The sequence below is a fragment of the Lysinibacillus sp. FSL K6-3209 genome, assembly GCF_037976175.1.
Lineage (GTDB): Bacteria > Bacillota > Bacilli > Bacillales_A > Planococcaceae > Lysinibacillus > Lysinibacillus sphaericus_D.
Genome location: NZ_CP150264.1, coordinates 2,320,162 through 2,340,939, shown reverse-complemented (window position 1 = coordinate 2,340,939; position 20,778 = coordinate 2,320,162). Strand labels below are relative to the sequence as shown.

Sequence of the window (20,778 nt, the reverse complement as noted above, 5' to 3'; positions counted from 1 at the left end):
AGCATTTATTAATACGTATCACTTTGATGCTTAAACAAAGGGACTTAGCCAATTACGCTTAATATAAACGGCGTAAGTCCTAATCGTAGAATCTTAATTATAGTGTTTCGCTCTTTAACGTTTCATCTTGACTAATTTGCTTCTTCTTAATACATACAATAACAAAGGCTTGTACTGTCATTGCTATGATGATGAATAATAAATGGGTATTTTGATAAAACCATTGTGACATAAAATAAAATATAGGTGCCGATGCTAAATAGGAAATATATTGGTTTTTCGTGGTGAAGAAAATAATTGTGGAAATGCAAGTAGTAACTAAAATAAGTTCTAATAACAAACCAATAGAACTACTATCTAAAAAATATTGTAAATCGTTGATATAAGTCATACCAATTTTACCTCACTTTGCTAGCAATTATTTGCAAATAATTGTAACATAACAAAGGAATTATTGGTAGTTAATGGTTAAAAAGTGACGCTAGGGGGAGGTTGAAAATCCTTCATATATATAATGACAATATCTTTTTATAAAAAACGGTTATTTAAGTATAGCTTTGAATGGCTACAAAAAAAGAAAAAAGACATATGATGATCAATAACCAACCTGTAATGTCTTTTGGTGTTGAAAATCTTGCATCCCCATTATTAACATTGTTAAGCCTAAAAATAATATCATCTATGCTTGAAACTTAAAGTCTATTGTAATGAAGCCATACAATGCCAAAGATATGCCCACTATTGAAAATAATATACGTAATATTATTAATAATGTGATTCCTCCAAATCATTTCTTTTTCACTTTTTCAAACTTTAACTAAATCTATTAGTGTGATTTTATGTGATAGTGTCCATATGATTGTATTGGACTTTCCTTTTCCCCATGCCAGATAGACCAAGTCTCCACTTTGTCCTCCTCCAATACATTTTGTTGTATATACGTTATGTAAATAGTTTCACTATTTCACGCGTCTCCACTTACTTAATATGTATATAATTTTTTTGAATTGGATTGCCGATGTAGTGATGTTCTTTGCTTTTTTGGCAACCGAAAATAAAATCCACTTTCGAAGCTTTCTCCAAATTCTACTAATGTTCTTATTGAAGCACTTGATCACTGCAATTAGCATAACGAAAGTCTTGTAGTTTTGTAAAAGAGAGTGTATATAAAAACACAAACAAAATGAGTGCGCACACATACTATAAAAAGAAAGCATGATAGTCTATCCATTCTATTTAAGGAAAGTAACACTACAGTAAATACGTCATTCTAGAGAACTAAAACGAATCTACTTTTGGAAGGGGGGAACCGCGTGGTATCAATACGTCAAAAATTAGTCGCTGCGACCCAAGCTGCAAAAATTACAAATGGCAAAAATAATGCGAAAAAATATATTGTTGTACATGAAACAGACAACACAAGCGTTGGAGCCGACGCAGATGCCCATGCTCGACTCCAAATCAACGGTAATAGTAGAAATGCTAGTTGGCATTGGCAAGTGGATGATCAAGAGGCCATACAATCTTTTGAACATTATTGGGAATGCTGGGGAGCTGGAACGTATATAGGCAATACACAAGGCATTCAAGTTGAAATATGCGTTAATAGCGATGGAGATTATAATAAGGCAGTAAAAAATGCGGCGAGTTTAATAGCAAAAATAATGAAAGATGAAAATATAGCGATCGACAATGTCGTTCAACACCATTATTTTAGTGGTAAAAACTGCCCTAGAAATATGCGTACAGGGAAAATCTCGTGGACTAATTTTTTGCAAATGGTAACAAGCATTGATACGCCAAAGCCCGATAAACCACCTAACGAGTTATCGAAGTATCGTATAATCACAGGAACATATAGCACTCGAAGCGCTGCTATGAGCGTGTTAGATATAATGAGAAAACGTTTTGGCTGGGTTGCGTATGTTGAACAGGAAGAGTCCAAGTATCGAGTGAAAACAGGGACATTTACAGGTATTACTGCTGCTAAAAGTGCAGAAAATAAAATAAAAGCGGCTAAATTAGCGCAACTGACATACATTATTGATGCATAATGGCGCATCAGCTAATTATATGAGTATTTTAGTTGACTGCTTTTAGGAAATGAGTAAAATAGAAAGGCAGTACTATTATATACTTGAAACTTAGCAGCTAAGGGCAGTGCCTCAGAAGGTATCTGAGGCACATTTTAATGAAAAATTGTAAAATAGGGACTTTTTAGACCATTAATCTATTAGTAGTGAGTGTATGGATGCTGAAAAAGTAGCTTATTAATGTGCAATTTTATGAAGTTAGTAGGGGGGACAAGAGCTGTCATGAAATTTTGACACTCTTTTTCTTTTCGTCTCCTCTATAACCTGTTAAGATGGTAATAGTGTGACAACAAGTTAGTGTATATGAGAGTGGTGACAATCAAGATGGATGAACAGAAAAAAGATGGTTTAGAACAACAGCAAGAGCAAATACAACAAGTAGAGGTAAAACCTGCAGGCCAATTTATTCAGATGAAGCCGTTTAAGTTTATTATGCTGATGTTCTTTACAATCTTAATTACCGCAGGCTTAACCATTTTTGCGTTAACTTTCGGTGAAAAGAAAGTGGTAGAAGTAAAAGTCCCAATTGAACGTGCGGAATTTACAAAACTATACGAAGCATTTGATATGCTTAAAGGTAAGTATTACAAAGATATCGATGATGAAAAAGTAGTGGATGGCGCCATTAACGGCATGTTTGATGCATTAGAAGATCCTTATTCTGATTTTATGGTGAAGGATGAAGCAGAAAAATTTAACTCTGGATTATCTTCAAGTTTCCAGGGTATTGGTGCTGAAATTCAAGAACGTAATGGTTTTATTACTGTTGTGTCACCTATTAAAAATTCACCTGCTGAAAAAGCAGGGTTATTACCAAAAGATATTATTTTAACGGTAGATGGTAAAAGCATTCAAGGTTTTAGCGCTTCAGAAGCAGTAGCACTTATTCGTGGCGAAAAGGGTACACCTGTAAAGCTAACAGTGAAACGTGGCGAAAATGCTGAACCAATTCAAATGACGATTATTCGCGATGATATTCCTGTTGAAACGGTTTATGGTGAAATGCTAGATGGAGATATTGCACATATCCAAATTACATCATTCAATGAAGAAACAGCAAAAGAGCTAGAAAAAATCCTTGTTGAGTACGAAGGAAAAGGCATGAAAGGGATTGTCCTTGATTTACGCCAAAATCCAGGTGGGTACTTAGATGCTGCGGTTGAAATTTCAAATTTATTTGTACCAGAAGGTAAAGCGATTGTACAAGTGCAGCAAAAAGACGAGGAGCCAGTTATTACAAATGCGGTAGCAGGGAAAAAATATAATGTACCTGTAACCGTTCTAGTGGATAATGGCAGTGCATCGGCATCGGAAATTTTAGCAGGTGCTTTAAAAGAATCAGTAGGCGCTAAAATTGTTGGTGAAACATCGTTTGGTAAAGGAACCGTACAAAATGTTACACCTTTAAAGGATGGTTCTAATTTAAAATTCACAACCGGTAAATGGTTAACACCAAACGGTAACTGGATTAATGAAAAAGGCATTGAACCGGATGTAAAAGTAGCATATCCAGCTTATGCTTCTTTACCAATTTTAGACCCGACGATTGAAATGAAAGAGGGCTTGCAGTCAGACTCTGTCAAAGTGGCTGAAGAAATGTTAGAAGTGCTAGGATATGAACCTGGAAAAGCTGACGGGATCTTTGATCAATTTACAGAACGAGCTGTAAAAAAATTGCAATCTGACAATAAGCTTGAAGAAACAGGTATTCTAACGAACGAAACAACTTACGCATTAATGGATGCGTTACGTGAAAAAATGAAATCAGAGGATCCTCAACTGTTAAAAGCAAAAGAGCTAGTTTCTGATGCAAAAAAACAAACAGAGGGAACAACAAACTAACACTGTAGCTGTCGCAGAAGTCGTCTCGTACGGCAATGCGACAGCTTTTTCTTTAGGAGGAATGAATTGTGAAGGATGTATATTTATTTAGCGGATTTCTTGGAAGTGGTAAGACATCTATGCTGACAGATGTTATACGACAACTAAAAGAAAAGGGTTTAAAGCCCGCTGTTATTATGAATGAACTTGGCAAGCTGCCATTTGATTCTCAAGCTGTAGAAGAGGACGTGCCGCTAAAAGAGATGCTAGAGGGCTGTATTTGTTGTTCAGGAGCTGAAAAAACAGAGGCTCAAATCCAGTCTCTTCTATTAGATAGTGAATTTGACGTTCTAATTATTGAAACAACTGGAGCGGCTCACCCTGTAGAAGCATTGGATGCTGTCTATTCTCCAATTTTTGCCGAGCAGTTACATGTCAAGGGGATTGTTACAGTTGCGGACTCGAAGCTTTGGTTACATCGTGACACATTAACTCCGCAAGTGCGTACATTGTTTATGGAGCAAATTCGTCACGCGCATTTATTATTAGCCAATAAAACCGATTTACTAACAGAGGCGGAGCAAGCGCAAGTCGTTTATGAGCTACAAGGTTTTAATCCCCATGCATTTATTTTGCAAACAACAAATGGGCGTGTACCGTACCATTTACTAGAAAATTTATCTGCCACTGTTAAAATTGATAAGCAATATATTGAAAAAACACCGATAACCTCCATGCATTTAGGTTCCCGTTTAGTTGAATTTGAAGATGTTCACTTTACACAAGAGCAAATAGAAGAGTGGGTACGTGGATTACCAGATACGGTGTACCGAATGAAAGGCTACGTTCCGATAGAAGGCGTTAAAAATCCAATGCTGTTTCAGTATGCCTATGGGATGGTACAATGGTTGCCAGAATTCATTAAAATGCCCGCAAAGCTTGTTTTAATAGGTGAAAATATTGGCAGTGTTCATGTAATTGGTATTGATTAAATAAAAAGTGTCCCATGCTTTACTTGATATAATCAAATTCATCTGCTCGTGTTCTTTCTGAATCCTTAGAAATCATTCAGTGGAACCGAGCAGATTTTTTATAGCCATAGCAATTTTTAAATCTCTTTTTATTTTATCCAGGCAATTTTAGTTATTGGCAAGTGTGCTAATCTATCAAAATCATAGCCAAAATACGAACAGAAATTGAATACTGTCAACCCTCTTTAAAACGTAAGTATTTCATAGATTGGTCAAACTTGCTAAAAAATATAACAAAAAAACCCCTGTTTAACGGAAACTACTTTTCTATTGGGCAGGCTAGCAGATGTTGGGAAGATTTTTTATAGAATCATACTTTACGATAGGTTGCAGATAGGAGGAATTGCAAAATGAAAAAAACACTTACTGCAATTTGTGCAACATTTCTTTTAGCAGCTCCAATTCAATTGGCTTCTGCTGCTTCTAATACTACAGAAGGGAACACAGCAAATCAGACAACGAACTGTAAAGTTTACTATTATAATAATTGGTCAAATCACAAGTGGGTTGTAACTAAACCGAATACAACTGCACCGTCAAAAGATACGCAAACAAATCAACAAACAAATAAACCAACAAATCAACAAAATAATACAACGACAACACCACCAACTACATCTAATCCGACTACAACAACATCGGATGTAAATGCTTTTGAACAAGAGGTAGTTAAATTAACGAATGCTGAGCGTACAAAAGCAGGGTTAAAAGCTTTACAAACGGATGATAAATTAATGGCTGCAGCACGAGAAAAATCTCAAGACATGCAATCGAAAAAATATTTTTCACATACGAGCCCAACATTTGGGTCACCATTTGATCGTATGAAAGCTTTAGGCATCACTTATAAGAGTGCTGGTGAAAATATCGCCCAAGGTCAACGTTCTCCACAAGAAGTCGTACAAGCTTGGATGGATTCACCGGGTCACCGTGCCAATATTTTAAATGCAAATTATACACATATTGGTGTAGGTTATGTGAAGTCAGGTAACTACTGGACGCAACAGTTTATTCAAAAGTAATAATGTGAAAATTTAATAGAAACAACGTATTCAAGTAGGATGTCCAATAAGTCTTCATGGCTTATTTGGATGTCTTTTTATTTTTTTAAGGTAAAAAATGATAAACAGTGAAAAAAACAGGATAATCGAAAGACATGCCGTTTGAGATAAGCCATTTTTGCCTATACTTCCAAGTATAGGAGGCGTTTTATGAATAAAGTGGAAATAATGATGAAAAGCTTACAAAAAGCATTTAATCAATCATCCGATTTTACAGTAAGACAAGTAGACTGGCGAGAAGGAACGTCTGCTATTTTATGTTTTTATTCCTCGCTTGTGGATGCAAAAGAAGCGCAAAAATTACTCGATACAATTTATGCCCGTTTAGATACAAACAAGCCGTTTTGGAGTGAAACGATAATGACGACTCTTAAGCCGTTTTCGCTACCACAAGCTATCGAACATATTTGTAATGGCGAAACGCTAATCATTATTCCTGATACAGGTGAAATGCTTTCACTCACGAGTGTAAATCAAGTACATCGCAATCCTGATGAGCCGAATAATGAGCATGTTCTGCGTGGATCACATGAAGGGCTAGTGGAAAGCGTTGATACCAATTTAGCCTTATTACGCAAACGTATTCATAATCCTTCCCTTGTCGTAAAATCCTTTTCAATTGGCAAAGAGACAAATACAAAAGCTTATTATCTTTACATTGACGGAGTCATTAAAGCAGAAACGTTAGCTGAAATTGAAAAGCGCATTGACGCCATTAACATAGATTATTTTTATAGTGTTGGTCAACTAAGTGATGAGTTAGAAGATTCCGTATGGTCGCCTTTTCCTCAATTGCTCAATACGGAGCGTCCGGATCGGGTTGTCGCTAATTTAGTGGAGGGGAAAGTGGTGTTAATAACGAATATCTCTCCGACAGCATTGATTGCACCTGTTACGTTTTTTTCTTTTTATCAATCGCCTGATGATTATAATGGTCGAGTGTTGGTAGGTTCTTTTTATCGCATGGTACGGTTATTATCATTTTTGGCTGCTGTTTTTTTGCCGGCATTTTACATTGCAATTATCAGTTTTCATTTTGAAGTATTGCCATTAGAATTGAGTAATCAGGTGAAAAATGATGTAAATGAAATTCCATATCGACCTTTAATAGAGGCGCTTATATTGGAAATCATTATGGAGCTTATACGGGAATCCAGTATACGATTGCCACAATCAGTGGGGCAGACGATAGGCATTGTCGGGGGATTAGTTATAGGAGATGCTATTGTAAGTGCTGGTTTAGTATCGAACTTAATGGTGATAGTTGTTGCTTTAACAGCAATCTCTAGCTATGTAGTGCCTTCAGTAGAATTAAATACTTCGATTCGTATGCTACGCTTTCCATTTATGGTGTTAGCCTCACTATTTGGTTTTTTTGGCATTGTTATTGGTGTAGTTGTTTTATTGATTCATTTAATTAATTTAAGCTCTTTAAAACAGCCATACTTTTCTCCAATTGTGCCATTTCAACCAAAGGAAATCTATAAAGTGTTCGTGCGAGGACCGTTCTTTAAACCTACCGTCCAAGTGACATCTTTTAGTTCACCGAAAGATGACAGTGTAAAGAATGGTGATACACCTTGAATTTTTCGTTATCTAAAGGGCAATTTTTTTTACTATTGTTTTTCATTGAAACAGGTATTATTTATATTTCCTTTCAAACGCCTTTAATTAGCGAAAGTAAAAATAAGGCCTGGGTGCTATTTATCGTAGCAACCATATTACATTATTTAGTATTACTATTTTTTGAACGGTATTATCGGTATTTTTACTTGAATACATTTTTCCAATGGGTGTATAAGGTGTATTGGTTTTTAATGATTGCGACATTTTTAGCCTATATGGTATATGTTTTAGCATCATGGGTTTTGCCTCAAACGCCCGAGTGGATAATCATCTTATTTATTGTTGCACTTTCGTTATATGGTAATATAAGTCGACCGGAAACCGTTATTAATATTGGCGTTATGTTTATTCCGCTTATATTTATTTTTATTATTTTTTTAATGCTTGCGGTTCCAGACCTTACATGGACAAACTTATTACCGCTTGAATTTAATAATAGTAAGGAAATCATTCAAGGTCTTATCCATAGTGTTTTTGCATTTATGGGCGCAGAAATGTATCTGATTTATCGTCCTTTTTTACAAAAGGAATTGACTTTAAATTACAAGTCAATATTGATTTATCAGCTTATCGTTTTTGTCTTTTATTTAATTTCCGTCATGTTTTCCCAAATGTTTTTTACTATTGAAGAGATTAAGTTAGTACCAGAGCCGATTATTTATATTTTAAAATCTCAAGAAGTTACATTTGTCAAGCGACTTGATATTTTCTTTGTGTATATCTGGCTGTCGTGGTCCATCATCACAGTATTGATTTTTAATTTAACGATAAGGGTTGTCCATTTTGGTATAGGAAAAAAGGGTACTAAAAAGACAACCGTTTTTTATCATATTTTGCTTGCGATTGTGCCACTTTTTTTAGTTAAGTTTAAGGTGATTGAAATAATGAAAAATTCCTTCCATTATATAATATTACTTTTCACTTTTCTCTTACCGATTCTCATTATTTTTTGGAATAAATGGAGGGGGAAAACGTGTATCGAAAAGCAATAATCATCCTTTCGGTTGCACTACTTGCGGGTTGTTGGGACGAGCGTTTATATAAAAATTCGTCAGTCGTTTCCCTTGCTGGCATCGAAGGGACAATGGGCGAGTATAAAGGATATTATGCATACCCAAAAACGATTGATAAGCAAAGTCAAATTATGTTAATTGAGGCAAAAGGGATTTCTCCACGTGATGTTCGAAATAATGCTGACATGAAGGTTGAACAAACACTTGATTTGTCTGAACTCGCAACATTGCTTATTTCGATTGATACGGTGAAAGAGCCTTTATATGACCTACTAGATATTTATTTTCGTGATCCGCAAAATCCAATATCTATTAAAGTGGCATTAACTGAGGGGAGCGTAAAACCTTTTGTTGAATTAACAAAAGAAGTAACGGACAATGCAGGAGGTTACTATGAACGCTTTATTAATATCTTTGGCGTTATCAAACAATGTTGATCCGATCATTTGTAAATTCAGTTTAGGGTAAATTGTATTTTTTTCTGTACTATTGCCGTACCTTATATCAAAATGGACGAAGAAGAACATAGTGCGGAAGCGGCAGGGGTGGCGTTGTTTTCTGGTCAAGTGTTTACTGGGAAAATTTTAAATCCGAAGCAATCCTTTTATATGCTTTTATTAATGGATAAAGCGAGTCAGCATGCACGCATTGAATATATGCTCAAGCTCAATGGCGAGGATGTACCTGTCACTTCAGAGGTGATTCATTTAAAAAGAAAATGGATCATCAATGAAGAAATGAAAAAAATAACAATGGATTTTAAAATTGATTTAGAAATAGAAGAGTTTTCAAAAGATCATTTGTATAAAGAAGAGACGTTTAAAACGATAGAAGATATGTTCCAACAAAGAATACAAGCTGATTTTGAGGAAGTATTAAACATACTACAAGAAGAGAAATCCGATACTTTAGGGATAGGACGTTATATTCGCGCTCATCATCCCAAATTCTTTCAGCAAGACTGGCGTGAGCAATTTGCTTCACTTACTATTGAACCAAAAGTGAAAGTAACGATTATTCGTACAGGCATACTCCGTTAAAAAGGAGCTTTTATCTATTGTTTAAATAATAAAGCGCAAAAATGTTGATGTCTGTATCACCATTTTTGCGCTTTATTCATTATAGGGCAAATTTTCTTTGTACGAGTAATAAGCGGATTAATAAGGTAATAGCACCCGCAGATAGGCCAGCTACAAGCCCTAACCAATAACCAACTGGACCGAAATCCGTATAGTTAGCTAGTACATAACCTGTTGGCAATCCGATAATCCAATACGAGATGATAGCCATGATAAACGTGATGGTCACGTCCTTGTATCCACGTAATGCGCCTTGTACAGGTGCTTGAATAGAATCAGATAGTTGGAAAATGGCGGCATATACTAAAAAGACTTGCGCATTTTTTAAAACAAGCTCATCACTTGAATACATTGTAGCGATTTGTTCACGAAGTAAGTAGAGAACGCAAGCTGAAAAAAAACTAAATACAATCGCTGTACCTACGCATAAATAACTATAGATTTTTGCGTCACGTAAACGTCCCGCCCCAATTTCAAAACCTACTAAAATCGTAACACCCATTGAAATACTTAGAGGAACCATATATAACAACGACGTAAAGTTAATAGCGATTTGATGGGCAGCGATAATTTCGGTGCTAAAGTTACTCATCATCATTGTGACGGCAGAAAAAATACTTGTTTCTGCAAATAAGGAAATGCCGATTGGTACACCAATAACTAAAATTTCTTTCCAGCTAAGCCATTGTAACTTCGGCCATTCGCGGAAAATAGTAAAGTGTTCAAAAGGCACGCGTTTGGCAATAATCCACACCGTAATAAAGAAAATTAGCCAATACGTAATGGCTGTCGCAACACCTGCACCAACACCGCCAAGCTCTGGCGCACCGAACTTTCCGAAAATGAAAATATAATTTAAAAAGATATTAATAGGTGTTCCTAGCAGTGTAATAATCATGGTTACTCGTGTTTGACCTAACGCATCGATAAAACAACGTAGAACAAAAAATAAAAAAAGTGGTACAAGACCAGCGCACATAGCATGAATATAAGATTTTGCAATGTTATGTACAGAGGCGTCTAATTGCATATTTCCAAGTATCCAATCGAGCCCGATAAATAATATGATAAAAATACATGCAGAAAGTACAAGTGCGACATATAAGCCTTGCTGCACTGCTTGTTTAGCTAACTGTTCTTTCTTTGCGCCAACAAGCTGGGAGACAATCGGTGTTATTGCTAATAAAATACCTGAAAGCCCAGTATAGATAGGCATCCAAATGGACGACCCAATAGAGACTCCTGCTAAATCAGAAGTACCGTAGCGACTAGACATTAAAATGTCGAAAAAAGAAATGAGGTAAATGGCTACTTGGGTAATTAGAATAGGTACGATGATTTTTACAATTATAGAATACTTTTGCTTTAATGTTGTCGTTTTATACATAGTGAGTAACTTCCTTTTATAAGCATAATGAATTAGTATAGCATATAGTAAACATAATATGATGAAAAATTAAAGCTTCATCTATATCTTTTCTTTCGCATATAGTAAAATAAAAGACTGTAAACAAAAGTGGCGTTTGCTACAATGGCTTTTAAGGAATAGGAGAATTTACGTGAAACAACAAACAATCATTTTAACCGGTGGTGGGACAGCAGGCCATGTATCACTTAATCAAGCGATATTACCTTCTTTACTTGAACTAGGTTACGATGTCCACTATATTGGTTCAGAGCAAGGTATTGAAAAAGAATTAATTGGCGAGGCATTTCCGGAAGTCCCGTTCTATGGGATTGCTAGCGGAAAATTGCGTCGTTATTTCTCTATGAAAAACTTTACGGATCCTTTTAAAGTACTTGCTGGCATTATGCAAGCATTTCGCATTATAAAGAAAGTAAAGCCAGAGGTTATTTTTTCAAAAGGTGGTTTTGTCTCTGTACCTGTCGTGATGGCAGCTAAAGTGGCAGGCGTACCAGTTGTTATACATGAATCCGATGTAACTCCCGGTTTAGCTAATAAAATTGCACTCCCATTTGCTTCGCATATCTTCACTATTTTTGAAGAGACACTTCAGCACTTGCCAAAGGAAAAGGCAACTTGTACAGGTTCCATTATTCGTCAAGAATTATTTAATGGTAATAAAGCGAAAGGTCTTGCTTTCTGTGGCTTTACGGCGTCAAAACCTGTTCTTTTAGTGATGGGGGGAAGTCTTGGTTCAGTTGTGTTAAATGATGCATTACGCCATAATTTACCTGAATTACTTCAAACATTTCAAGTAATACATCTATGTGGAAAAGGAAATAAAGACGAAAGCTTAGAGGCAATGAAAGGCTACAAACAGTTTGACTATGTCACGACGGAATTACCGGATTTACTACATGCAGCAGATTTTGTTGTATCTCGTGCAGGATCTAACTCTATATTTGAATTTTTAGCCCTTCATAAGCCGATGTTATTAATTCCACTATCTGCACAAAAAAGTCGCGGCGATCAAATTTTGAATGCAAAGTTATTTAAAAAGCAAGGATACGCTGAAGTTTTACAAGAGGAAGAACTAACAAAAGAAACATTTATGAAATCAGTTTATACGTTAACAGCGCGTAAATCAGAAATCATACCAGCAATGGAAAAGACGCAAAGACCTAAAACGCCAAACGAGATGGCGAAGTTAATATTGCAATATAAAAAATAAAAAGCTATGTGTACTGTTATAATAAACAGTGCACATAGCTTTTTTAATTGGTCATTACATTGCTTGTTCTTCGCCTTCTTGCGTCTGATTGGCAGTTGTGAGATAGAACAAGTCACGTGGTATTTTATATAGATTAAATTGTGCTTCTCCGCTGTTAACTTGTGCTAATAATGTTGGGTGACTGTCATTTGCACTTACAACATAAGGCAACTTTAAAGCGGCACGCTGTGATTTACTATTTTCTACTCGTATACGGAGGAAAACCGTATGGAAATTATAATCAAAAAATAATTCATTTAAGAAGAGCATTTTTGCTTTTTGGTTGTAACCTTGCCCTTGATAGGGGAGCCCTATCCACGTTCCGAGGAAGCCAGCACCGTCTTCCACATCATGAATGCTAATGGTGCCAATCGGTTGACCCCAATCATCAGTTATTGTCCTGGAGATAGCGAGCCCTCTCGCTTCTTCTTCGATTAGTTGCTTGGTCATAAACCAGTATTCGTCCGCAGATTGTGCCTTTTGGCGAACGAAGGGAAAAACAGATGGATGCGATAATAGCTCATAAAGCTCTGTACATTCATGTAGGTCTCGATGTTTAAGCATACGAAACGCCTCCTTTGCAAGGGTAGTTAAAACAATTCCGTTAAAGCATAAAGAATAAAACTAAAATTCGTACTGGAATTAAAAACCCAAAGAACTAGACGTTATAACTATGAAATCCATAATCTCCCGCTGTCTTACTGATTTTGCGACCATACCGAAAAATGGCTAGTTTTATTAATATAATATAACAAGTCTACTGCTTGGTGCAATCATTTTGCTCTTTCAAACGAAAATTAAGTTTAATTGTCAGTTAATTCGGAAAAAATAGCGAAAAATATCATTTCCCTACTTTTGTTATATATGATTATAAAGTCTTTTATAGTTATATGTTTCATAAAAATGACGGAAAAAGTATTTCCTTAGTATCGTTTTGCCTTTTAAAAAGTGAAATATTATCAAATTTTACTCGAAAAAGGATAGAATCTTTCGTAATTCTACAAAGTTAAATGATTGTAAATATGTTATAATACTAGTGTAATTTTTATTTTATAAATAAATACATTTATAACGAATTTATATATATGTGACTTTATAATGGGGAGTGACATTATGGAATATCTTTTAAGCGAAAAACTATTCAATCAACTATTTATTGGAGAAGATTTCGTCTATTTAATGAAGAGAGTTGGAGACGATTATCAATATATTCGCTTAAATCAAGCTGCCCAAGTACTGTTATCCAATAACACCGTTGGAAAAATGCTATCTGCTGTTACTTCTAGTCGGAATTTTGTCATTATTCAAGAAAATTATCATCGAGCAATTGCTCAACATCAGCAGGTCGATTATGTCGATTATGCCTATGTTCAATCGGAAGTGCGAAAATATGAGACATCTGTCCGCCCGATTAAAGACGGAAATGAATACTATATTTTAGCTATTACAAAAGAAATCTTATATGACAGAAGTGTTGAAGATAAGTTTTTATTTATGCGGTCTATTTTTGACCACGCTTTTTTTTCAACCGTTATTTTATCTGCTGAAGGTACTATATTCGAAGTAAATACAAGCTTCATTCAAGATTTTGATTTGGATAACGATATGGTGAAACATCAGCCATTTATCGATTTGCCCATCATTCCAAAAGAGGAAATAGAAAAAATACAAGACTATTTACAAAGAGCAGCAATGGGTGAAAATATTGCAGAGAAGCTTATTAAATTACATACGTTGGATCAACAGGAGCGCATGTATTTAGTATCAATGTCACCAGTAATGCAAGGAGACAATTCCTTTGCTATTTTCTTAATCATGCAAGATTTTACGCAATTTACAGAACAACAGGCCGCATTGCGATCAACATCTCATGGCCTTGAAGTGTACAAGGCAGCTTTAAATTCTGCCACTTCCATCGCTATTTTAGATATCGAAGGAAAAATCGTGGAAGTAAATGATTTATTTTTAAATGCTTCGGGATTTACAGCCAGTGAATTACTAGGTCATCCTTATGACCTTATTGAACCACGTAATAATAAAAAAAGCGTTTTTCAAGCAATCAATGAAACCCTGGCATTAGGAGAGGTGTGGCGAGGTGAGCTGTGCTACCGCACAAAGTATCATGCAGACTATTGGGTAGAGGCTGCTATTGTGCCCTTGAAAAATGAATTTGGCCAAGTGGAGCAATATTTATCCATTAACTATGATATTACGGACAAGAAAAGAATGTTAACGGAATTAAAAAATATTGAACGGACATTCCGATTAATTACTGAAAATACAAATGATTTAATTGTCATCTTAAATGAAGATGGCATCATTATTTATGCCTCACCATCTTACAGAATGTATTTAGGTTATGCCATTGTTGAATTACAAGGACAGTTTTACAGTGATATTATTGATGAGCAAAGTAAACCAGCGTGGCAAGCGTTTCTAAATGATTTTACAGAGAAGACGGATACACAATTTGAGTTATTGCTTCAAGCGAAAGATGGCACACCTGTTTGGACAGAAGGCAATGTAACGGTCGTTCATGATACGGAACGCGAAACAATCTCACAAATTATTATGGTTTCACGTGAAATTACCCATCGTAAAGAACGGGAAAATGATTTACTTTATCTAGCTTATCATGATAGTTTAACGCAGCTACCGAATCGAAGGTATTTAACAAAGGAATTTCCAAAAATACTGATGGACGCACATGCAAAAGACGCATGTATTGCCATGTTATATATTGATGGAGATGATTTTAAAGATGTAAATGATCAATTCGGACATGATATGGGGGATGATTTTATCCGCAAATTTGGCAAGGTGTTAATAACATCTGTCCGTAGTCACGATCTTGTTATTCGAATGGGTGGGGACGAATTTATCATTATTTTAACAGGTTTAACGCGTAAACCTGAAGCAAGGCAAGGTCAAATGATGCATATCATTAACCGTATTCGCAATGAATTAAAAAAAGGTTGGACAATCGAAAATCATTTCTTTGCACCTACTGCATCTATTGGAATTGCCTATTATCCAGACCATGCAACTACGTTAGAGGAGCTAATGGATTTAGCAGACCAAGCATTATATAAGGCGAAGGAAAGTGGGAAAAACAATTTATTTATTGGCCCTCTTTAAAATAAGTCTGTACAAACGAGTATTTACTTGTGGTACAGGCTTTTTAAATGATGTTATGCTAGTGCTATGATAGAAAAGAAGTTATTAGATTGAAATAGAAGGTGATTAGATGCCTAAAAAAATACTATTAGTAGAAGACGAAAAACATATTGCTCGTTTTGTTGAACTGGAGTTACAACATGAAAGCTATGATGTGACCGTAGCCTTTGATGGGCGGGAAGGGCTTGCACTTGCTACTACAGAAAACTATGATGTTCTATTATTAGATGTCATGCTACCTGGTATTAATGGAATTGAGATTTGTCGTCGTATTCGCACGCAGTCTCAAGTACCCATTATTTTACTTACTGCCAGAGATGCTGTGATGGATCGAGTTGCGGGTTTAGACGCAGGAGCCGATGATTACATCGTGAAGCCGTTTGCCATTGAAGAATTACTGGCACGTATACGTACCATTTTACGTCGAGTGGAGCCTAATGAAAAAATGGTGGGTCACACATTACATTTTCGAGATATTGAAATCGATATTGATGCATATGAGGTATTAGTGCAAGGTCAAAAATTGGATCTTACAAAAACCGAATATGATTTGTTGAAGTTATTAATAGAACATAAAAATCGTGTATGTACAAGAGAGCTTATATTAACTTCCATTTGGGGATATGATGCAGATATTGAGACAAATGTTGTGGATGTATACATCCGTCATCTAAGGACAAAACTACCTGGTGATTTAAATGCCTATATCGAAACCGTACGTGGGGTAGGATACGTGATGCGTGAATGAACAAAATAAATGCATATTTCAGCAATCTTTCTTTGCAAAGAAAGTGGATGTTGACATCGAGTGCGGTCATTTTTATTAGCTACGCTATAATTTGTATCGTTGTCTATGTTTCATTGCATACTTGGCTATTAAATGATGAAATTAGTAAAGTGAAACGAACAAGAGATGACGTCGCTTCATTTCTAGAATCACAAGGGCCAAATATATCAATCCAACAAATTCAGCAAAATACAGGATTATTAAAATCGATTGTGGATCGCGAGCAAACGGTTAGACTATATAATAATGATGGTATTGAAATTTTGCGAATTAATAATGCCTCAAAAGCTGCACCTCTTTCTCCGATGCAAGAAATTGTGCAAATGACCATTGATAAAAAAGATGCATATGTTGTAAACGAGCCAATAAAACTCGGATTTTTTCAAGTATATATTCAAGTGATTCATCCGTTAACACGTTTTGAATCCTTAATGCGTTATTTGTTGACCGCTATGCTTATTGCAGGAGTCGGTGCATTGTTCCTTTCAGGTTCCATTGGGTATTATTTAGCGAATTATTTAACGAAACCACTTCATGCATTGCGTGCATCAATGAAAACGGTTATGGACCAAGGTTTTAATGAACCTATCCAGCTATCTTACGCATCACAAGATGAAATTGGTGACTTATTGAAAATGTACAATGCAATGATGAATGAACTACAAATATCGTTTGCTCAACAGCAGCAATTTGTTGCGGATGCTTCTCATGAATTGCGGACACCTATTCAAGCAATTGAAGGCCATCTCTCACTACTGAAGCGGTGGGGGAAGGATGATCCAGCTATTCTAGAGGAATCGATAGATACATCATTAACGGAAATTACTAGGATGCGAAAAATGATTGAAGAGTTGCTTGAACTTGCACGACGTGAAGAGAAAGATGAAACGAGTGAGGCAAATCCGGTAGCAGTCATTGAAGGTGTTATAAGTGAAATGGCGAAATTGTATCCGGATGCAACTATTACGCTGTCGAAAAATGGTGAAATAGGGGCTGTTTTTATAACACCCAATGCTCTTGGTCAAGTAATTCGCAATATAGTAGAAAATGCCATTCGTTATTGTGAAAAAGTTCCGAAAGTAAATATTTCCCTTTTGATGAAAGGTGATAAAGTGGAGTTTCAAATAACAGATAATGGGATTGGGATAGCTGAAAAAAACCTTCCCTATATTTTTGATCGTTTTTACCGTGTTGATGAAGCAAGAAATCGTCAAATTGGCGGTACGGGCTTAGGGTTAAGTATTTCTAAAATGTTACTTGAAAAATATAATGCTTCAATAGAAGTCAAGAGTGAAGTAAATGTTGGAACCGTTTTCTTGCTGAAGATACCGCTAAAATATTAAGAAAAATACACGCTTTATTTAAGAATTTTAGCCTTTGAGAAAAAAATTGCTTAATTTGCTAAAAAGAGTTGTATTTTCTGTGAAGAGTAGTAAGATTGAGATGGAAAAAACGTTCATTAAATTATGGATAAGTTGTGTCAAACATCCTTTTAATGAGCGGGAAAATATTATATAATTAATTGTAATTTAATTAATGGAACTGCCGATAGGCAAAATTTGGAGGTCATTTTTCATGTCGAACAACGTTACAACTGTAAGTTCTCCATGGTCAGCTTTCTCTGGTCCTAACTTAGGATATGTGATGGAGCAATACGACTTATTCTTACAGTCTCCTGAAGAAGTAGAACCGGAGTTAGTATCATTATTCCAACAATTTGGTGCACCAGTCGTAGTAGAAGGTGATGTAGCTGTAGTAAGTGGTTCAGCAGCTCCTGCTGGCGATTATAAAAAGGTATTGGCAGCTGTTAAATTAGCTGATGCAATTCGTTCACAAGGACATTTAGCAGCAGATATTTATCCTTTGAAAAATCGTGCACTTCAAACAGCGCAAATTGAAGAAAGTGCGTTCAACTTAAGTCCTGCGGATTTAGCAGAAATTCCTGCTGCTATCTTCTTCAAAGATGTGCCAGCGGGCGTGAAAAATGGTAAGGATGCAATTGATTATTTAAAATCTGTATATACAGATAAAATAGCTTTTGAATATGGGCATGTTGTTGTAAATGAAGAACGTGATTGGATTCAATCTCAAATTGAATCTGGTTCTTTAAAACAAGCACTATCTTCAGATGAGAAAAAAGCGTTATTAGACCGTTTAACACGTGTTGAGAACTTCGAGAAATTTATTCATAAAACATTTGTTGGTCAAAAACGTTTCTCTGGTGAAGGTTTAGATACTCAAATCGTCCTTTTTGATGAAATTTTAAAAACAGTAGAAGCAAACAAAGTAGAAAATGTACGTATTGGTATGGCACACCGTGGTCGTCTAAATGTGCTAACACATATTTTAAATAAGCCATATGACATGATGTTCTCTGACTTTGCACATGTTTCAAACGACTTATTTATGCCAGAGCATGGTCGACTTGAAATTACAAAAGGTTGGACTGGTGATGTGAAATACCACATGGGTGCTTCCTATACACGTGAATCAGGTATGAATGTCAAACTAGCGTATAACCCTTCACACTTAGAAGTTGGAAATCCGGTAGTATTAGGTTCTACTCGTGCAACACAAGATGATACATCTAAGCCAGGGCAAGCTGTGCATAATCCTGCAAAAGGACTAGGTATCCTTGTGCATGGTGACGCTGCATTCCCAGGTCAAGGGATTGTAACAGAAGTGTTAAACTATTCTAAAACAGAAGGTTTCTCAACTGGTGGTACAATTCATATCATTGCGAACAATATGATTGGATTCACTACGGAACTACAAGACTCACGTTCTTCTGTTTATTCTTCTGACCCAGCAAAAGGTTACGAAGTACCAGTTGTACATGTTAATGCAGATAGCCCAGAAGCTGTAGCACAAGTAGGTCGTTTTGCGGCTCACTATCGCCAAAAATTTGGTAAAGATATTATTGTTGACTTAATTGGTTACCGTCGACATGGTCATAATGAAACAGATGACCCAACTGTAACAAACCCAGAAACATATAAACTTGTTGCAAAACATGATACAATTCGTACATTGTATGGTGCGCAATTAGTGTCAGAAGGCCTAGTTACTGCCGATGAAGTAGCAGCACTTGATTCTGCAATTTATGCTGAAATGCAAGTGGCTTACGATCACGTAAAAGAAATGGCAACTAAAGATGAACATACACAGTTAGAGATGCCAGAAGAATTAAAAATTGAATTCCCACAAATTGATACAGCAGTAGGTGCTGAACGTTTACAAACAATTAACGAAGAACTTTTAGTGTTTGAACAAAACTTCGAGCCACAAAAGAAACTAGGTAAAATTTTAGAAAAACGTCGCGATGCATTTACTTCTGCTAAAATTGACTGGGGTCATGCTGAAACATTAGCATATGCAACAATTATTCAAGATGGCACACCTGTTCGTTTTACTGGTCAAGATGCGCAACGTGGAACATTCTCACAACGCCATTTAGTGTTACATGACAAAAATAACGGCAATGTATTTACACCACTTCACCATATTTCAGGTGCAAATGCTTCATTTACAGTTCACAACTCTCCATTAACTGAAGCTGGAGTTGTAGGCTTTGAATACGGTTACAATCTAGAAAACGGCAATGTTTTATCTGTTTGGGAAGCACAATTTGGTGACTTTGCAAATATGGCACAGGTAATGTTTGATAACTTCATTTCAGGTGCGCGTTCTAAATGGGGACAAAAATCAGGCTTTGTCATCCTTTTACCACATGGTTATGAAGGTCAAGGTCCTGAACACTCATCAAGTCGTATGGAACGTTATTTACAAATGTCTGCAGAAAATAACTGGTTTGTTGCGAACTGCTCAAATGCAGGTAACTACTACCACTTATTACGCCGTCAAGCAGCAATGTTAGAAACAGAGGGTGTACGCCCACTTGTTGTTGTATCACCAAAATCTTTACTTCGTCATCCATTAGCAGCAGCAAGTGCTGAGCAATTAGCAGATGGTTCATTCCAAGAAGTAATTGAGCAACCAGGATTAGGTACAAAAACGGATTCTGTTGAGCGTATTGTATTAGGTACTGGTAAAGTAATGATTGATTTAGCAGACCGCGTAAAAGATGGAGAAGGCTTCGATCACTTACACATTGTGCGTGTAGAACAACTTTACCCATTCCCAACAGCGCAAGTAGCTGATATTATTGCTAAGTATCCAAATGTAAAAGAAATTGCATGGGTGCAAGAAGAACCTAAAAACCAAGGTGCTTGGAATTACGCATTAGAAACATTATATGAGCTATCTGAAGGTAAAAAGCTTCGTTATGTAGGTCGTCCTGCAATGAGCTCAACTTCAGAAGGCGATGCAGATTCTCATAAAGCAGCTCAGTCTGCTGTTATTGAAGAAGCAGTGGCTGAAACGATTAAAGTTAAATAAACATATCAACATTACTG

The 20,778-nt window shown here is 36.0% G+C and carries 16 protein-coding genes; 13 read left to right on the top strand and 3 right to left on the bottom strand.

Going from position 1 to position 20,778, the window contains the following annotated elements; translation table 11 throughout:
- Positions 1–97: 97 nt before the first annotated feature.
- Complete coding sequence (locus MHH88_RS11180) at positions 98–391, bottom strand: hypothetical protein (protein ID WP_339258043.1); 294 nt, start codon at positions 389–391, stop codon at positions 98–100.
- A 922-nt stretch (positions 392–1,313) separates the two neighbouring features.
- Between MHH88_RS11180 and MHH88_RS11175 the strand changes: the two genes are divergently transcribed.
- The 8 genes from MHH88_RS11175 (at position 1,314) to MHH88_RS11140 (ending at position 9,685) form a co-directional block, all read left to right on the top strand.
- Complete coding sequence (locus MHH88_RS11175; protein ID WP_181020905.1) at positions 1,314–2,054, top strand: N-acetylmuramoyl-L-alanine amidase; 741 nt, start codon at positions 1,314–1,316, stop codon at positions 2,052–2,054.
- A 363-nt stretch (positions 2,055–2,417) separates the two neighbouring features.
- Complete coding sequence (locus MHH88_RS11170) at positions 2,418–3,935, top strand: S41 family peptidase (protein WP_339258039.1); 1,518 nt, start codon at positions 2,418–2,420, stop codon at positions 3,933–3,935.
- A 68-nt stretch (positions 3,936–4,003) separates the two neighbouring features.
- On the top strand, positions 4,004–4,906 hold the full coding sequence (locus MHH88_RS11165; RefSeq protein ID WP_339258037.1) for a CobW family GTP-binding protein: 903 nt from the start codon (positions 4,004–4,006) through the stop codon (positions 4,904–4,906).
- Between the two features lie 389 nt (positions 4,907–5,295).
- Positions 5,296–5,967: a CAP domain-containing protein gene (locus tag MHH88_RS11160; RefSeq protein WP_069512533.1), complete on the top strand. Its 672-nt coding sequence runs from the start codon at positions 5,296–5,298 to the stop codon at positions 5,965–5,967.
- A 189-nt stretch (positions 5,968–6,156) separates the two neighbouring features.
- Entirely contained in the window at positions 6,157–7,590 is a 1,434-nt protein-coding gene (locus tag MHH88_RS11155; RefSeq protein WP_339258034.1) for a spore germination protein, read from the top strand.
- Positions 7,587–8,624 (top strand): GerAB/ArcD/ProY family transporter, encoded by a 1,038-nt coding sequence (locus MHH88_RS11150; protein ID WP_339258032.1) that lies wholly within the window; start codon positions 7,587–7,589, stop codon positions 8,622–8,624. Before MHH88_RS11155 ends, MHH88_RS11150 begins: the two co-directional genes overlap by 4 nt.
- A complete protein-coding gene (locus MHH88_RS11145; RefSeq protein ID WP_339258030.1) occupies positions 8,606–9,082 on the top strand; it encodes a hypothetical protein in 477 nt (158 codons plus the stop codon). Before MHH88_RS11150 ends, MHH88_RS11145 begins: the two co-directional genes overlap by 19 nt.
- A gap of 72 nt (positions 9,083–9,154) precedes the next feature.
- Positions 9,155–9,685, top strand: coding sequence for a Ger(x)C family spore germination C-terminal domain-containing protein (locus MHH88_RS11140; protein WP_339258028.1), 531 nt, complete (start codon positions 9,155–9,157; stop codon positions 9,683–9,685).
- A 79-nt stretch (positions 9,686–9,764) separates the two neighbouring features.
- Here MHH88_RS11140 and MHH88_RS11135 read toward each other — a convergent pair whose 3' ends face one another.
- Positions 9,765–11,111, bottom strand: coding sequence for an MATE family efflux transporter (locus MHH88_RS11135; protein ID WP_069512537.1), 1,347 nt, complete (start codon positions 11,109–11,111; stop codon positions 9,765–9,767).
- A gap of 172 nt (positions 11,112–11,283) precedes the next feature.
- Between MHH88_RS11135 and MHH88_RS11130 the strand changes: the two genes are divergently transcribed.
- Complete coding sequence (locus MHH88_RS11130; RefSeq protein WP_069512538.1) at positions 11,284–12,360, top strand: undecaprenyldiphospho-muramoylpentapeptide beta-N-acetylglucosaminyltransferase; 1,077 nt, start codon at positions 11,284–11,286, stop codon at positions 12,358–12,360.
- A gap of 54 nt (positions 12,361–12,414) precedes the next feature.
- Here the strand turns inward: MHH88_RS11130 and MHH88_RS11125 are convergent, their stop codons facing one another.
- Positions 12,415–12,963 (bottom strand): GNAT family protein, encoded by a 549-nt coding sequence (locus MHH88_RS11125; protein WP_024361631.1) that lies wholly within the window; start codon positions 12,961–12,963, stop codon positions 12,415–12,417.
- A gap of 549 nt (positions 12,964–13,512) precedes the next feature.
- Between MHH88_RS11125 and MHH88_RS11120 the strand changes: the two genes are divergently transcribed.
- The 4 genes from MHH88_RS11120 to MHH88_RS11105 all read left to right on the top strand — a co-directional run bounded on the left by MHH88_RS11120 (position 13,513) and on the right by MHH88_RS11105 (position 20,761).
- Entirely contained in the window at positions 13,513–15,537 is a 2,025-nt protein-coding gene (locus MHH88_RS11120) for a diguanylate cyclase (protein ID WP_339258023.1), read from the top strand.
- Positions 15,538–15,646: 109 nt separating this feature from the next.
- The gene (locus tag MHH88_RS11115) at positions 15,647–16,324 is read left to right on the top strand and encodes a response regulator transcription factor (protein ID WP_069512540.1); all 678 of its coding nucleotides are present in this window, start codon (positions 15,647–15,649) and stop codon (positions 16,322–16,324) included.
- Positions 16,321–17,706, top strand: a complete 1,386-nt coding sequence (locus tag MHH88_RS11110) for a HAMP domain-containing histidine kinase (protein WP_339258020.1) — start codon at positions 16,321–16,323, stop codon at positions 17,704–17,706. The genes MHH88_RS11115 and MHH88_RS11110 overlap by 4 nt, the downstream gene beginning before the upstream one ends.
- Positions 17,707–17,938: 232 nt before the next feature.
- Complete coding sequence (locus MHH88_RS11105; RefSeq protein WP_339258018.1) at positions 17,939–20,761, top strand: 2-oxoglutarate dehydrogenase E1 component; 2,823 nt, start codon at positions 17,939–17,941, stop codon at positions 20,759–20,761.
- Positions 20,762–20,778 lie beyond the last annotated feature (17 nt).

Bases quoted from the DNA above. Each gene is read 5' to 3' on its own strand.
- MHH88_RS11180 (WP_339258043.1), bottom strand. From the start codon at position 391: ATGACTTATATCAACGATTTACAATATTTTTTAGATAGTAGTTCTATT.
- MHH88_RS11170 (WP_339258039.1), top strand. From the start codon at position 2,418: ATGGATGAACAGAAAAAAGATGGTTTAGAACAACAGCAAGAGCAAATA.
- MHH88_RS11160 (WP_069512533.1), top strand. From the start codon at position 5,296: ATGAAAAAAACACTTACTGCAATTTGTGCAACATTTCTTTTAGCAGCT.
- MHH88_RS11155 (WP_339258034.1), top strand. From the start codon at position 6,157: ATGAATAAAGTGGAAATAATGATGAAAAGCTTACAAAAAGCATTTAAT.
- MHH88_RS11140 (WP_339258028.1), top strand. From the start codon at position 9,155: ATGGACGAAGAAGAACATAGTGCGGAAGCGGCAGGGGTGGCGTTGTTT.
- MHH88_RS11135 (WP_069512537.1), bottom strand. From the start codon at position 11,111: ATGTATAAAACGACAACATTAAAGCAAAAGTATTCTATAATTGTAAAA.
- MHH88_RS11125 (WP_024361631.1), bottom strand. From the start codon at position 12,963: ATGCTTAAACATCGAGACCTACATGAATGTACAGAGCTTTATGAGCTA.
- MHH88_RS11120 (WP_339258023.1), top strand. From the start codon at position 13,513: ATGGAATATCTTTTAAGCGAAAAACTATTCAATCAACTATTTATTGGA.
- MHH88_RS11115 (WP_069512540.1), top strand. From the start codon at position 15,647: ATGCCTAAAAAAATACTATTAGTAGAAGACGAAAAACATATTGCTCGT.
- MHH88_RS11110 (WP_339258020.1), top strand. From the start codon at position 16,321: ATGAACAAAATAAATGCATATTTCAGCAATCTTTCTTTGCAAAGAAAG.
- MHH88_RS11105 (WP_339258018.1), top strand. From the start codon at position 17,939: ATGTCGAACAACGTTACAACTGTAAGTTCTCCATGGTCAGCTTTCTCT.